Here is a 17,145-nt window from a genome sequence, read left to right on the forward strand (position 1 = left end):
ATATATCAATCTCTCAAAATATATTAATTTTGTAATATATTCTCATTATATACATGTTATTGATAAAATGTAAACGTTATTTTAAAACAGGTATAAACACTTAAAAATAAGTAAAACATAGCAATAGAGCCAAAGTTCATATGTAAAATACAACTTTACTAAAAATAACATATTAAATTTATGAAGTCTTTAATAATAGTTCAATTAATGGAGGGTTTTATGCGTAATTTTAAATATATATTCTTTATAATAATTTTTCTCCTTATATTTATAGTATTAAATTATTATATAGGCAAACGTATCTTTTCAACTATTTCTAATCTACATAAAATAAATAAGAAAATTTTTTGGATTTTATTTTGGTTTATAGCCTTTTCTTATATAGTTTACGCCTTATTAAATAAATATTTTCCTAAATACTTATCCAGTCCAATTATGTATATAGGAATTCATTATATGGCTATATCTATTTATCTTTTAATACTTTTCTTTATTACAGATATTTTCTTGATAATAAACAAAAAGTTCAACTTTTTCCCTAATATTAAAGATAAGAGCTTACTTTTTTCTTTAATATTTTGCATTTTAATAATAGCTTTAGTAGCCATAGGCAGTTTTAATGCTAATAATTCTTATGTTAAAAATTATGATATTAAAATAGATAAAGATTTCAAAGAAGAAAAACTCAATATAGTACTAATATCTGATATACATCTTGGTGATATTATAGGAAATTCCAGACTTCAAAATATGGTTTCTGAAATAAACAATTTAAATCCTGACATAGTATTAATTTCTGGTGATTTAATAGATAGTTCTATTAAACCCTTTATTGAAAATAATATGGCTTCTCAATTAGGCAAAATTAAAAGTAAATATGGTACATTTTTTTCATTAGGTAATCATGATATTTTTGACAATAAAATTGAACAATTATCTTCTTTACTAACAAATGAAGGAATTAATGTTTTAAGAGATAATTATAAACTTATTAATAATAGTTTTTATATAGTGGGTAGAGATGATGTATCTATTAGTAGAATTAAAGAGAAAAGAAAATATATAAAAGATATAATTAATGATATAGATAATAGTAAACCTATAATACTGATTGACCATAACCCTAGTAGTATAAATGAAAGTCTAGAATCAAACATTGATTTACAAGTATCAGGACATACACACAAAGGTCAACTTATCCCTTTTAATCTTATAACTAAATGTATTTTTGAAAACCATTATGGTTACATGAGAAAAAATAACTTTAATATAGTAGTTTCTTCTGGTTACGGAACTTGGGGGCCACCATTAAGAATAGGTAGCCGTTCAGAAATAGTTAATATAACACTTCAAAAAATCCACAATGTTAATCCATAACATTGTGGATTTTAATACCCCAGCCTTACCCTTAGGGGTACCCCTGAGGTAATGCTGAGGCAAGTTAAAATTAAAAATTTTCTTTAATAACTTTTGCAATTGCTTCTGCTACTTTTCGTTGACTACGTGAATCTGCACATCTTTCTGCTTCTTCTTTATTTGTTATAAATCCACACTCTACTAACACTGCTGGCATATTAGTATTTCTAAGGACAAATAATGTACGTTCTGAATCACTCTTTGCACCTCTATCTTTTGTATCAACTTGGTTTACAATACTAGTATTTATAGCCTTAGCTAATTTTCTGCTTATTTCAAGTCTGTTTTGATCTATTCCACCACCATATTTATCATCCTTAGGAGCTGTACTATAATAAGTTTCAACTCCTTTTGCAGTTTCTACTGCTGAATTATGATGTATACTTATAAAGAAATCTGCATTTTCATTATTTGCTAAATCTACTCTATGTGCAAGACTTGCATTTAAACTTTCATATGATGGTCTTTCATCACTTCCTCTTGTCATTATTACATCAAAGCCCATATCTTCTAATTCATCTCTAAGTTTAGATGCAACTTCAATATTTAAAACTGTTTCTTTATAAGTTGTTCCATTAATAGTATTTTGAGAACCATAATCTGGACCATAATCATGTCCTGCATCTACCACTATTATTTTTTCATCATTATCTTTCTTATCTCTATCATTTTTACTATCTTTATTATTTTTGTCTTTATCATTAGGATTTGACTTACTATCTTTTTCTTTATCTGAATCATTATCTATAATCACTTTTTTACCATCAGGACCTATTTTATGACCATCCACTGCCATATTAGTAACCATTTTTCCGCAAACTGGATCAAAATAATATGAATCACTACCTATGTTAATCCAACCTGTTGCCATTGTTCCATTGTTGTTCAAATAATATTTGCCTCCATCATTTATAAAACCACTTGCCATACTTCCATCATTATTAAAGTAATGCCAAGCATTATTTATCATAGCCCATCCAGTTTTCATCTTTCCACTATCAGTAAAGAAGTAACATTTATCATCAACTCTTTTAAATCCTTTAACCATTGATCCATCCCCTTGAAGGAAGTACCATGAATTATCCAATTGAATCCAACCTTTAGTCATATTTCCTGAATACTTAAAATAATACCATGTACCATTATCATTAAGCCACCCAGTTGCCATCTTTCCATCATCTTTTAAATAATACCAATTACTATCAGGTTTAATCCAACCTGTTGCCTTTGTATTATCTGATTTGTAATAATACCAATCACCATTTTCTATTTTCCATCCATTTGTTGATGTAATATTAGGGGTATTATTTTCTGATTGTTTAATAACATCACTTGCATTTGATGAATTAGGAATATTTACTTTAGTTATATCATTTTTATTAGATGTATTTTGATTATTTTCTTTATTTTTATCTACATTTGAACTGCTATTATTGTTTATTTTATTAGAATTATCTGCTTCTTTAAGTCCTGAATAAACAAGTAAACTATCATATAAACTATATAACTCATCTCCATATGTAGTACTTGGACACCATCTTCCATTTAACTCTTTTATTGTAGTTGCTTTTCCCTTAATAGTTACAAAATGTCTTGGATCATAAGTATCGCTCTTTGGATAACCACTTGCTCCTGCATATAAAGCTAAATGATCCATGTGAGCTTGTACTCCTTCATCCCAACTATCAAATTTTTTGTGAGCATTTTTATCATCATCTGCTCCTGATTTTGCTGTCTTAAGCCCGCAAGGATTACAAAAACTTTCATTAAGTACCCCAGTAAATTTTCCAAAGTTAGTTTCCTTAGCTGCTTGAACATATGCAATAGAAGGATTAACATCTCCACACTCTTCGGAATACTTAAAATAAAGATCTGCTAAATCAATAAACGTTTCAGTTGCTCCTCTAGATTTAGCCCATTTTTTTGCTTGTTTTGCAGTAACTTCACTATCTGATATTATGTAAACATCATTAGTAATAGCTTGTACTTTTATATTTGGAAATAATCCTAACATTATTGCAAAGGCAAATATAAAAGCAATTATCTTATTCTTATTTTTCATAACACTTCTCCCCTTCCCCTCATTTTTAAATACTATCATTTTTTACACTTAATTACAATTTATACCATAAAGAATTAATTAAAATTTAAGAATTATAAATTTTAATGCAAGACTAGTTATAACATGTTTTGATAAACAATTTACAGTTGACAATAAATAAAAAGCCTATCCCAAAACATCTTTATAGATTTGGGATAGACTTCTATTTATTTACTATATTCTAAATAAAAATTTATATTGTAGAGAGGTAAAATTTATATTGATTGATGATTTTTAATACTTAGTTAAAGACAAGCTCAACCTTAAACTAAGTATTTTATTTATCCATAGCTAGTATCTGTAATTTTATAACAGACACACTCTTGAGTGGGGTACTACTTTAGTGGATAACAACTTCTAACTATCACTTGAAGGCAAGCTTCATGTGAAACTAAGAATTCTGTTTATCCTACAATATTAACATTATTTTAGAATATAAATTTATTTTAAAAGCTTATCTATATTGTATTAGGGGGACTAACACTAATATACGCTTTTATTATATAACTCTTAAATTAAGAGGAATAATCTAACTAACTGTTTCTGTTGGTTGTGCTTCTACTGGTTGCGCATCTGTTGGCTGTGTTACCACTGGTTGCGTTGGTTGAACCTCTGTTGGCTGTACTTCCGTTGGTTGTGTTACCACTGGTTGTATTGCTTGTTGTTCTGCTTCTTTTATTGCTTGTTTTATTTGATCTATTGAAAGACCAGTAATATCTATATTTAATTGCTTTGCTTTCTCTACAAGCTTATCAAAGATAAGTTCTTTTTTATCTCCAATTGCTAACTTTATTTTTTCCTTAATTTGTTCATTTGTTAGGCCAGTAGTATCTATTCCAAAAGCTGCTGCTTTTGCTACTAATCTATTAGAGATTTCATCTGCTAATTTAACTCTAGCTTGTTCAACTGTAAGCCCATCTATATTTACACCAAGTTTAGTAGCTCTTTCCTTAAGCTTTGCAAGTTGCATAGCTTGAACTTGTTGTCTTTTTAGTTCTTGTTCTTGTTGTTTTTGTAACTGTTTTGCTTGTTGCTTTTCAACTTTTGCCTCTTGTTTTGCTGTCTTTACTTCTTGTTTCTTTAATTCTTTTGTTTCTTTTTGTTTAGCTTTTTCTTGTTGTTTTATTGCTTTTGCTTCTTGCTTTACAACTTGTTTTGGAGAATTCTTAGCACCTTTTTCAGCAGCGAAAGCTGGAACTGAACTTACCATAGTCATTATAGCCACAATAGCAATTACCTTTTTAGTTATCATAATTAATCTCTCCCTTTTTACCTTAGTTTCAAAACCCATATATCATAAATTTTCTATATAAGTTCCTCATAATAGTGGTTAGATCATTTATAAATATTTTAAGATTTATATTAGTGAACAAACTTTATTGAAACTTATATACTTTAATTCGTTATATTTATATAATAAACCCCTTTTGTGAAATCTTTGTGAAATATACATAATATTTTCCTCAAAATATATTTATTAAGAATAATACTATATTTTAATCAAGCTTTTATATTGTAGTATAAAGTTATGTCAACATTAATATAAAAGAATTAATACACTAAGTAAAAAAATCTGTAACTAATTAGTTACAGATTTTTAGTATGTACTTAATAAAAAATATTTATAAAATAGGAGTTAATTTTAATATTGTAATTTCATGTACTTCTAAATCAACAGTGAGACTCAATTCACCTTGGATAGTTGTTTCCCAAAAATCCATTTTAGGAATAGATATATTTTTTAAATATTTTTCATATTCTAAGGTTAAATTTTCACCTCCTGAATTGATCCAATTATCAAAAGCAGATCCGAAACTTCTATTAACTCTTTCTCTTACTATAGAGTACTTTCCAAAGATATTGTTAAGAACTATTTTAACAAATTTGTTTTTTTCATTTGTAAATACACTATATCTATTTTTTAAATTTATATGAGATGTATTAAAACTTTTATATAATTGATCATATTCTTGAAAATTATGAATTAAAATTTGAAAACTTCCATAATTATCTTTTGTAATAATCATATTATCATCTTTATAAAGAATAATAGGTCCCAAATCATTTAAAAACTTAAAAGCATAGTAAGCAGGCTTCTTTATTCCTTCCACTGTCATTAATCCAAATCCACCATGAAAAGTATCAGAAGATAATATATGTTCATCAAATATATCAGATAATGTCCAATAGCTCATAATATCTACGTATCCAATACAATCAATTATATTTTTAATAATAAAAGATCCCATAAAAGCCGTATCATGTAATAAATCTCTTGGATCTGAAGAAGAATTCCATTCAGTTATTATACACTTATTATTTTTAATACATTTAGAATTTCTAACTATTTGATTAATTTTCTCTACACTTTTTAAAATATAGCTAGATTCTGCATAACAATACCTTCCTTTTCTATTAGCATCCCAATGTTCAAAATAAGTTTCATCTATATTCCATTGAATTGGGTATAGATGATATGTAAAGTTATCAAGAATAATATTATTTTTTTCTAAGAAATTAAAGGCATTTTGTGTCCAATTAGTATCTAAAACAGACCAACTAGTACCACTAAACCCACTAACCTTAAGGTTTGAATTTACATTTTTTATAGAAATATATGTTGCTTTAAAAAATTCAAGATATTCTTCTTGTGATTTGTGCCAATAGTATCCATCTAAATGTGGTTCATTCCAAATTTCAAAATCCCAAGTTTCTACTTTATTTTTACTATAACGGTTAATAAGATGTTTAACAAATGATTCCACTAAATATATCCAATGTTCTAAATTTTTAGGAGCAGATGTGTTGGCATTCCAATGATATATACTTTTATTACCAGAGGCTAAATCTTTAGGCATAAACCCAATTTCAATAAAAGGTATAATATCATTAGAAACAAAAAAATCAAAAATGAGATTAATATAACGAAAATTTAGCTGAGGAATTCCATCCTTTAATGAAAAAACCATTAGGTTATCTGAAAATATTCCATGAAACCTTACACGATTAAATCCCACTTCATTTTTCGCAGTAATAAGTTGTTCCTGTATACTTACGTTTAAAAAATCGCTAGCACGTCCAATTCCTATCATTCTTGTTAAATTTGATGGATATACCCCCTTTTCTTCATCTGTGTTCACTGTAATCATTTTACAATCTGAAGCTGGTATATTTTGAGGTATTTCTATTATATTTTCTTTATCATATTCAAAAAGTTGATTAAAAGGATTTGTTGAAATTAAGTTGATATAGTTAAATAAAGCAGACGAAACAATATTCTTTTCTAAGACTACATCCTGTTTATTATTTTTGCGAAAATCTTTAGGAGAAATTTCAAAGTATTTTTTAAAACGTTCATTAAATGTGCTAATAGAATTAAATCCTCTTTCAAAAGCTATATCACTAATTTTTTTATTAGTAAGAACAAGATCAGAACAGGCAAGTTGCAATCTATAAATAGTTACATATGTCATAATATTGATACCAGTTTCTTTCTTAAAAAGCTTAGATAGATATGCTGGACTCATATTAAACTCTTTTGCAATATCATTCAAAGAAAAACATTTAGAAATATTATCATTAATATATAATATAAAATCTAAAGTCTTTCCTTGAGATGATAATACTTTCTTATCTTTATTATTTATAGAAAAACGTTGCTTTAATATATTTAATATATTTAATATTTCTAAAATTGTTATCTTTCGCAAAAGATCAATATTATCATTCTTTTTGATATCTAATAAAGCTAACTTAGAAAGATACTTTTTAAGCAAAAACAGATCATTTGAATTAGTATTTTCTAAGACACTAAAAGCTATCGTATCTAAATCCTTAATTTCACTTTTTAACAAAGTTTCTTTTATTTGAAGAGTATAAACAATATTTTTTTCAGATATAGCCTTAGCAGAATGTCTATAAAAACTATTTACAATGTAAACTTCATCCTTATGAAGTTCCATAATTTCATTTTCTACATTTAATTCAATAGATCCATCAAGAACTAAAATAATCTCTAAAAAGTCATGCCAATGATAAGGAACTATTTTTAAATTATGAATAAAAACTTTATATGGAATTTTGTGGTGTGATGGTATCTCAATATTTTCATAAAACACTTAAAATCCCTCCTAAATAAATAAGTTTTCTAATATAACATAAGATAATATAAATTAATAATGGTTCAAAGCAGAAACTATCACAACTTTAAGATAAATAATGCATATTAAAAATAAGAATACTCAACCTATATATAATTAAATAAAAAAATGTTAAGGTATATTTTTTAAGTCAATTTCAATCAATGAATTTACATTGTAATTGGCTTCTTTTAAATAGTCAAAATTTCCAACCCCTATAGAATACATACCTGCAGCATTAATGGCTTTAATTCCAGCTGATGAATCTTCAATTCCAATACAATTTTTTGTCTGTAAATTTAATTCTTTTGCTGCTAAAAGAAATATTCCAGGATCAGGCTTCCCTTTCGATACTAATTCCGGATTTGCAATGATGTCAAAGAATGATGTTAAAGCTAACTTTTCTAATATAAGTGGTGCATTTTTACTTGCAGATGCCAATCCTATTTTTATATTTGCATTTTTAAGTTCTTTTAGAAGAACTAAAACCCCAGGTAATATGTTCTCTTTAGATAAATTAGAGATCCAGTTTAAATAATATTTATTCTTTTTATCTAGCAAATTAATTTTTTCATCGTTTGTATAATTAGAACTTTTATTATTTTGTTTTAAAATTAATTCTAAAGAATCTTCTCTCGATAAGCCTTTAAGTCCTTCGTTAAATTCTCTCGATATAGAAACACCTATTTCATCAGCAAGTTTTTTCCAAGCTTTATAATGACCTTCAGCTGTATCTGTAATTACTCCATCCAAATCAAAAATAACTCCTTTAGTTAACATCTAGTATCAAACCTCCCACAAAATGGATCTATAGGATTGATTCCTTTGAATTCACTTTTACCTATAAGCTTTTTTACTACCAATTCAATATTTGCTTTTTGATTACTATAAGCATTTATATAAGTTGGTATACGTGGTGCATCACATAAGTGGAATGGATTACCTAGAGATATCATAACTACAGGAATTTCTTTAACAAACCATGGCATAAATTGAGCAAAAGGCATTCCCCATTCAATTCTATTTGAAGTTTGATTACTTTTAGTTTGATAATCAACTCCATATATTACAATATCATATTTGTTTTTAAATTTTTCAATAGAACCAATGATTAACTCTAAGTCAAGTTTATTATTATCTAATACAGTAACTTTAAAACCTGATTTTTCAAGTTCCTCTGAGAAAATTGTTTTACTTTTGGTTTCATTTCCTAAATGAATAAATAAAACTTTTTCGTATTTTTCAGGAAGGATTGGTAAAATATTTTCATTATTTTTTACAAGAGTAATTGATTTATCAAAAATTTCTGTTGATAAATTTTTATACTCTTTAATTTTATCATTAGAAATTTTTTTTAAATTTTTATACTGTTCCTTAGTTGCTAAAATACGAAGAGCCGCTTCATTTAGTCTGTCTTCTGAAATTGCACCGCTTAAAACACCTTCAAGAATAGCTGAAAAATCTTCTTTTAAATCTTTAGTAAATAATATCATATCACATCCTGCATTAATACATTGGATTAAAGTTTCTTTTCTTGTCGCAAATGAATTAAAACCACCCATAAGTGTTGCATCCGTAATAATTAATCCATTAAAATTTAACTCTTTTCTTAATAAATCTTTAAGGAGATGTTTAGATAATGTAGCAGGTCTTAAGTCTTTATCTTCTATAGATTTATCTATACTTCTTTCAAAACAAGGAAGAAGTATATGACCTGCCATTATACAAGGAACACCAAAATCAATCAACTCTTTATAAATACTTCCATAAGTTTCATTCCATTTTTCTAAAGTCATATCATTTACTGAAGGTAGCACATGATGATCCCTATCATCTTTACCATCTCCAGGAAAGTGTTTAATTACTGGAATAACCCCACCATCTTCTAATCCTTTACAAAACTGCTTTGAAAAAGACTTAACACGAGAAGTATTATCACCAAAAGCTCTAGTCCCAGTAATAGGATTTAAATAATTAACATTTAAATCAACAACAGGCGAAAAAGTCATGTTTAAACCTAATTTAAAACTTTCTAATCCTATATAGTGTGAAGCTTCATAACTAAGATTTAAATCATTAGTAGCTGAAATTTGCATAGCACTTCCAAAACTCTCACCTTCACTTAAAATACCATTAACACCATTTTCTAAATTAGCAGAAATAAAAGGCTTTATTTTGCTATTACTATTAATTATTTCTATAACTTCTTTTGCTAAATTTTTAGTTACAGGCCTTAACATGATTCCACCAGGTTGAATTTTTTGAATAGTTTCAATAAGTTGTTCTTCTGTAATTTCAATGTTATGCATTAGAAAAAACAATTGGCCTACTTTTTCTTTTAATGACATTTTATTTAATTTATCCTTAATACCTTCAATTTGATTTTTATCCAAATTAAATGGTTGTTTTTTTAATAATTCTAAATCTAACACGCTTGTTTACTCTCCTTATTCCTGATTTCTAAGTCTTTAACTATATTGTTATACATTTCTGAAGTAAGCTTGTACCTTGATAAAATAATAATTGCTATTCCATAACCTACAACAGGTATCCATACAATTGCATTATGAAGATTAGATAATGTTTCCATGCTTTGAACCTTACCAGGTATATATCCTATTCCATTTAAAATCCATCCACTAATAGCAGCTGACATACCTGAGGTTAATTTAGAGCTAATAGTATTAGTAGAAAGAATTATGCTTTCAAGTCTTGTGTTTGTTTTCCATTCACCATACTCCACTGTAGAAACTACCATATTAGTAATAACTAGTGAATACATACCTACAATAGCACTTGATAATCCATCAATTATAATATAGAAATAAGACACCTTAAAATTAATTATGTATATAAATGAAATTATTACGCTAATACCTAAAAAATATGACATAACCTTTTTATTACCATATTTCTTTAATAGTTTAGGAGATATAGCTATTAAAATTAATGTCACAGGTAAAGCAATTAAATTTGAAAAAGAGCCAAGTTTATCATTTCCAAGAGAAAATTTATAAAAATAAATTAATAGACTCGTCTTTATGTACAATGCTGTGTATATGAATAATTTAGCTGAAATTACATTAATCAATGGGGAATTAGCTAAAAGAGCTTTTATCATATCTGATAGTTTAAGTTTATTATTCTTCTTGACTTTTTTATCTTTAATTTCAGAAGCTTTACTTAAACCCAAGTCCTTAAGAGATTCATTTGAAAATAATTCTTTAGATAACATAAGGCCAAAAATTAAAAATAAACTTCCTAAAATTACACTTAAAAGAAAAAAACCTTTTAAGTAACTTCCGTTACCTAATATATCAACTAATGGCATCTGAGCTATACCAAATCCAAATATCGCAAAAACTGAAGCCGTTTTAACACTTTGTAGGAGTTTAAAGCGGAAATTTTCATCTTTAGTAATAGCGGGAATAATTGACCAAAAAGCAATATCAAAGAATGCGTAAGCAGTCCAAAAAAGTATTGTTACAACGTATACATAAATAATATGAGTTCCTGAACTTAAATTTGGTCTAAAAAATAGTGCAATAAGTAAAATACTTATAATAGGAGGCATAGAAATAATATACGGCTTATATTTCCCCCATTTAGTGTTTGTTTTTTCTATTATTACAGCTATAATTGGATCAACAATCAATCCATAAATACGGACTACAAATAAAAGTGTACCAATAGTAGCTGCTGATAAACCAACTCCTTCAGTAAAGAAAAATAAAAATGCCGACATTAGAGCATAAACTAAATTTTGCCCGAGACCTCCCATTGCAAAACAACGGTTAATTTTTTTAGAATTTAACATAAATACAACTCCTCTCATTAATACAAGACAATTATAAGTTTTTTTTTGGCGAAAATCTCTCAAATTATCCACTTCTTATCTATAGCTTCTTATCTATTTAAAAGTTTTCATTCTAAAAAAGTTTAATCTGTAGCTATTTTGTTACAGATTTTTGTTATTTCTTTAATTTGTAAAAATATTTATAAAGTCTAAGTTAATTTTAAGGTTGTAATTTATGTACTTATAAATTAACAGTGAGTGTTGATTGATATTGGTTATTTTTATAAAGTTATAAATTCTCAGTGATTTGTCTAACATAATTTTTTTAAATATTTTTCTGAAATAATAAAGGACGAGTCACTCTCATTTATCTTCATGAGCATAACTCGTCCTATCAATTATAACCTCTAATATAACCTTTAATTTATCAATATAACTTAACACATACTTAATTTATGATACAATATCAATACTATATTTTAAGAATCTATGGCAAATCTATAAAAAATAAAACTCCATCATCTACATTTTCTACTCCAGCTATTCCACCATGAAGTTCTGCTATTAACTTTACTATAGAAAGTCCAATTCCATGTCCTCCATATTGTCTTGATCTAGCTTTATCTACTTTGTAAAATACATCCCAAATATTTCTCAATTCATTTTCTGGTATGTGATTACCACTATTAAATACAGATACCCTTACTCCAGATTCTTTCTTTTCTCCAATTATTCTTATAACCTTCTTTTCATCTAAGTGATGTAAAGCATTTATAATATAATTGTTTATAACACGTTCAATAAGCCCATAATCAGCTAATACCACTAAATCCTTTTGAATATTCAAATCTAAAGTTATATATTTTTCAACAAATGTAGGATTAAACCTATCTACTATATTTTTAATAAGTCCTTCTATATCAAATTTAGATTTTTTTAATTCAAATACTTCTGATTCCATCATTGAAAGATTTAATAACTCCTTAACCATTCTGTTCATCCTATCACACTCTTCTGAAATAACCATACAATATTTTTCTCTATTTTCCTTATCATTAGCGACACCATATTTTAATCCTTCTGCATATCCTTTAATCACACCTATAGGTGTTTTCAATTCATGAGATATGTTTCTGACAAGTTGTTTTCTACGTTCAACATCATGTTTTAATACGTCCATAGCATCTTTTAATTTTTCCGACATCTTATTTATACTCTTTCCAAGACTTCCTATTTCATCTTGTGAATCATAAACTACACGTTCATTAAAATTAAGATTAGATATATCCTCAGCAATATTACTAATTTGTCTGATTGGTTTAGTAATTCTATTTGAAAAAATAAATATAATTATAATTCCTATAGATATTATAAAACCCCCTACAATAATATAAAACTGATTTGAAATAGATACACTTTCACTAATGCCTTTCATTGATTTTCTTAAAATAATAAGTTCTCCATTATCCATCTTTGATAAAAATACTACTTTAGGTTCCTGATCATTTGATTTTTCAATAATAGAATATACATATGTATTTGAGAGTTTTTCCTCATTATCTTTAAAAATTTTTTCAACATCTTTAGGTAGTTTTAATGGATTAAATCCTCCTCTTCTAGTAATAGAGGTATATTGTACTTGAAGATTGCTATCAGTAACTATACAATTGACATTTTCAATTTCATTAATAAATTTTATATAATCAGAGAAATTTTCTCTATCATTAACATATTTATCTTTAATCTTATCATTTATATCTATAAAAATATTTTTATTTTTATAGATATAATATTTTTCTAAAAATAAATTATTTATAACTACACCTAAAATAATCATAAAAAACATTGCTATAGCAAATATTAAAGAAATCTTTGTCCTTATGCTCCTCATAAATCACCCACCTCAAACATATATCCAGATCCTCTTATAGTCTTTATATAATCACCACATTTTAATAATTTAGCTCTTAAAGTCTTTACATGGGTATCTATAGTGCGAATATCACCCTCAAAATTATGTCCCCATATTCTATATAGTATTTGTTCTCTAGTTAATACTCTTCCACTATTTTGAGTAAAATAAATAAGGAGATTATATTCTTTTCTGTTTAAATCAATTTCTATATCATTTATCATTACCTTGTGTGCCTTCTGATTTATTTTTATATCTCCAACTATAATATCATCAGTACGCTCTTTTCTTATCTTAGTTAACAATCTATTAAGTCTAGCAATAAATACCTGATAACTAAATGGTTTTGAAATATAATCATCAGCTCCATTTTTAAATCCCATAACCTCATTTTTTTCATCACCTAATGCAGTTAACATAATTATAGGTACATCAGAATATTCTCTTATTTGTGTAAGAACCTCCCATCCGTCATATATAGGCATCATTACATCTAATATAAGTAAATCAATATCATTTAAATTAAAATATGTATCAATAGCCTGTTGTCCATCACAAGCTTCTATAGGAATACATCCTTCTTTCCTTACAATATCACATACAAGTTCCCTAAAAACATTATCATCATCAGCAATAAGAACTTTTATATCCACATAAATCCCCCCTTATAATTATTATTATCAAGTTAGCTATTATGTAACAAGTTATTTTATAAAAATCATGTGAAATTTACGTGAAAAAATTATGTTATTTTTAGATATTTCTATATTTTTTTCTTTAAAATACAAAAAATCTTAGATAGGATGTCTAATATATATAGTAAAATAATATAGATAATACCATATATTATTATTAATTTGAGAGGTATTTAATGAGAAAAATACATTTTTTTATAATTCAATTTATAGTTTTTTTGGGGTACGTATTTTGTGCTTGTTATCTTAGAAAAACAGTACAAAATCCAGAAAATATTCACTTATTATTTGACGGAACAGCTAGATATATTTTAAATTTAAAAAATATTTTAGGTTTAATTATGGCTTTGCTTGGAGTATGTATTATTTTAAAAAAAAATTAAATATTATTTTATAATATAACATGAAACATTTCTTATAGACAGGATATTCATAGGCTAGTATATTATCACTAGTTTATAAATCTGTAATTTCATAACAGCTGAATTCTCCTGAATAACAAGTTCTACCCCTCAGATGAAAGCAAGTTTCACTGAGGGGTAGAACTTTGTTTATACTATAATATCAACATTAACTTAAAATATAGCGTTAATATAAAATTTTCTATTGTGCCTCTTCTCTCTCCATATAAGCTACACTTCTGTTTCTTCCTAACGTTTTTGCCATATAAAGAACCTTATCAGCTTTTTTTAAGCCTTCATAAAAATTACATTCATCTTTTTTAAATTCATAAATTCCTAAGCTTAAAGTTATATTATTAAAAGTTTTATTATCTATACAACAACTATGATTTTCAACAGCTTTTCTTATTCTTTCACTAATCATTCTTGCTGCCTCTAATTCAACCTTAGGTAATAAAACTAAAAATTCTTCTCCACCATATCTTCCTATAATAGCATCTTTTCTTATTTCATGTTTTATTATAGAAGTTACTTCTTTAAGTACAATATCTCCTGTATTATGTCCATAAGTATCATTTATTTTCTTAAAATAATCGATATCAATCATTATTATAGAAAATTTCTTTTTATTTCTAGTACTAGACTTTAAAATCTTTTTGCCTTCCTTTAATATAACACTTCTATTAAAAACTCCAGTTAATGAATCATAGGTTGCAAAATATTTAACCTTATTAAAAAGTCTACTATTTTCTAAAGCAACTCCTATATAAGATGCTAATACTTTAAGTTCACTAACATGATTTTTGTTGTATGCATTCTTTTTATAACGTTGCATAGTTATTACACCTATAGGGTTACCTTTAATTAAAATAGGTACATAAATTATTGATTTAGATTTAATTTTTATATCATTAGCATTTTTTATCGAGGTATACTTTGAATATTCACTAAAAAAATCATTAATCAATAAATCTTTTTTATTTCTAAAACAATAACTTGAAAGATTTTTTTTATCATCTATCTTTATAATTTCCAAATTTACCGTCTTTTTATTCTCTATAAATAACTTATAATTTAATTGTTTAAGTTTATCTTCATATAAAGCAATTCCAAAAATATCTGCTTCAACCCTCTCTCCAACTTCAGCATAAATTACCTTAAACATTTCGTCTATTTCTAAAGTTGATGTTATTTTTTTGCCCAGTTCTGAAATAACATCCATTTTTTTATATAAATCCTTGTACAACTTTGCTTCTTCTACTACATTCTCATATTTTAAAATTGTAAACCAAACACTATTAAATGAATTGTAAATAATCTTTTCACAATCATTAAACTTTTCAATAGCATCACAGGCTTGTTTATATTGTCCTAATTTTTTATATATATCACTTAATCCACTATATGCTTTAGATTCTAAAATAATAAACTCTGAATTTTTTAAATACTCTAATGCTTCAAGAAATTTCTTTTCTGCAAAAACATATCTTTCATAATTGGCATCACATTTTGCCCATCTTATTAAAGTTTTTATCTTTAAATATTCTCTATTATTTTTATTACATATATTAATTACATCATTAAATTTATTTACTGCTTCTTCATATTCACCTAATCTATAAATAATCTCAGATTTAATTGATAATATTTTAATCTTATAAATATTATTATTATTTTCATTTATTAAATCTAAAGCTTTATCACAATACTCTTTTGCTTTTTCCAAATCTTTAAATTTTAATTTACATTCTGCTAATATTATATAGAATTCAATTTTATCACTTAATCTAAAATTATTTTCATAAATTTCTAACTTATCAATTATTTTTAGTGCTTCTTCATAATTATTACTCTCAATATATGCATGCACTGTATTTATTAATAACTCAACTAAAAGATTTGGATCCTCTATTTGATTTGCTAATTTTATTCCTTTTAAACCATTCATAATTGCCAAATCAAATTTCCCAAGTTTTGCATATTCTAAAATAAGTAAAGCATATGTTATAATACGTCCTTTTGCACTACCAGTATCTTCAAAAAATGCATTTGCTTTCAAGTTGAAATCTATAGCTTTTCTAAAATTACAATTCATACTTTCGTACCAGCCAATATAGACAAAACACCAGTTTTTACTATATTCATAATTATTTTGTTCTGAAATTTGTAGTAAGCGATCCATTATATCTTTCACGTATTTAGGATTATATTTAATATTTTCTATAGCCAAGCTTTTAAAATACTCAATATAATTTTCATCTTGCTTAAAATTATTAATATGCTCCTCCAATTCAGGATAATTATTCATGTCTACCCCCCATATTAATCATGTTTAAATATATCCATATATTTAAATTAATTAATTTTTTGCTTAATGAACTAAAAAAATATGACTTATTAATACTATCTATTTAAACTTAACTTCTGATTCTGAAAATGTTGATATTTTAAGATAAATTCCCCTTTATACTAAAATATCAACACTATTTAAAACATAGTCAAACTTTAAAATAAGAATAAAAAATGGTATCGATTCCTCTCATATAGTTTATTATTGAAATCAATATTATTATAATATTAAATTCATTCTTCCTTAGTTACATTTAATAATCTTTTGCCAAATTCATTTCAGCACCACCAAACTCTTCTTAAATATAAGCTAAGAAAAGTTAAAAAGCTGAACAC

Annotated in this window: 11 protein-coding genes; 2 read left to right on the forward strand and 9 right to left on the reverse strand. The window is 25.9% G+C overall.

What is annotated here, in order from left to right; all coding sequences use genetic code 11:
• The first annotated feature begins 456 nt into the window (after nucleotides 1-456).
• On the forward strand, nucleotides 457-1,377 hold the full coding sequence (locus ACYUET_RS07205; RefSeq protein WP_460278632.1) for a metallophosphoesterase: 921 nt from the start codon (nucleotides 457-459) through the stop codon (nucleotides 1,375-1,377).
• A gap of 70 nt (nucleotides 1,378-1,447) precedes the next feature.
• Here the strand turns inward: ACYUET_RS07205 and ACYUET_RS07210 are convergent, their stop codons facing one another.
• The 8 genes from ACYUET_RS07210 to ACYUET_RS07245 form a co-directional block, all read right to left on the reverse strand.
• Nucleotides 1,448-3,478 carry an N-acetylmuramoyl-L-alanine amidase gene (locus ACYUET_RS07210; RefSeq protein ID WP_460278633.1) on the reverse strand — a complete coding sequence of 677 codons (2,031 nt, stop codon included), beginning with the start codon at nucleotides 3,476-3,478 and terminating at the stop codon, nucleotides 1,448-1,450.
• Nucleotides 3,479-4,046: 568 nt separating this feature from the next.
• Nucleotides 4,047-4,769, reverse strand: a complete 723-nt coding sequence (locus ACYUET_RS07215; protein ID WP_460278634.1) for a hypothetical protein — start codon at nucleotides 4,767-4,769, stop codon at nucleotides 4,047-4,049.
• Nucleotides 4,770-5,139: 370 nt separating this feature from the next.
• Nucleotides 5,140-7,635, reverse strand: coding sequence for a GH39 family glycosyl hydrolase (locus ACYUET_RS07220; RefSeq protein ID WP_460278635.1), 2,496 nt, complete (start codon nucleotides 7,633-7,635; stop codon nucleotides 5,140-5,142).
• Nucleotides 7,636-7,788: 153 nt separating this feature from the next.
• Entirely contained in the window at nucleotides 7,789-8,436 is a 648-nt protein-coding gene (gene pgmB, locus ACYUET_RS07225) for a beta-phosphoglucomutase (RefSeq protein WP_460278636.1), read from the reverse strand.
• Nucleotides 8,430-10,088, reverse strand: a complete 1,659-nt coding sequence (locus tag ACYUET_RS07230; protein ID WP_460278637.1) for a glycoside hydrolase family 3 protein — start codon at nucleotides 10,086-10,088, stop codon at nucleotides 8,430-8,432. The genes pgmB and ACYUET_RS07230 overlap by 7 nt, the downstream gene beginning before the upstream one ends.
• Nucleotides 10,082-11,473 (reverse strand): MFS transporter, encoded by a 1,392-nt coding sequence (locus ACYUET_RS07235; protein ID WP_460278638.1) that lies wholly within the window; start codon nucleotides 11,471-11,473, stop codon nucleotides 10,082-10,084. The genes ACYUET_RS07230 and ACYUET_RS07235 overlap by 7 nt, the downstream gene beginning before the upstream one ends.
• Nucleotides 11,474-11,939: 466 nt before the next feature.
• On the reverse strand, nucleotides 11,940-13,343 hold the full coding sequence (locus ACYUET_RS07240; protein ID WP_460278639.1) for a histidine kinase dimerization/phospho-acceptor domain-containing protein: 1,404 nt from the start codon (nucleotides 13,341-13,343) through the stop codon (nucleotides 11,940-11,942).
• Nucleotides 13,340-14,017 (reverse strand): response regulator transcription factor, encoded by a 678-nt coding sequence (locus ACYUET_RS07245; protein ID WP_460278640.1) that lies wholly within the window; start codon nucleotides 14,015-14,017, stop codon nucleotides 13,340-13,342. Before ACYUET_RS07245 ends, ACYUET_RS07240 begins: the two co-directional genes overlap by 4 nt.
• Before the next feature lie 218 nt (nucleotides 14,018-14,235).
• Here ACYUET_RS07245 and ACYUET_RS07250 point away from each other — a divergent pair, with 218 nt between their 5' ends.
• Nucleotides 14,236-14,442, forward strand: coding sequence for a hypothetical protein (locus tag ACYUET_RS07250; RefSeq protein WP_460278641.1), 207 nt, complete (start codon nucleotides 14,236-14,238; stop codon nucleotides 14,440-14,442).
• A gap of 220 nt (nucleotides 14,443-14,662) precedes the next feature.
• Here ACYUET_RS07250 and ACYUET_RS07255 read toward each other — a convergent pair whose 3' ends face one another.
• On the reverse strand, nucleotides 14,663-16,768 hold the full coding sequence (locus tag ACYUET_RS07255) for a sensor domain-containing diguanylate cyclase (RefSeq protein ID WP_460278642.1): 2,106 nt from the start codon (nucleotides 16,766-16,768) through the stop codon (nucleotides 14,663-14,665).
• Between the last annotated feature and the right edge of the window lie 377 nt (nucleotides 16,769-17,145).

The sequence above is a fragment of the Clostridium sp. CTA-5 genome, from assembly GCF_054768135.1.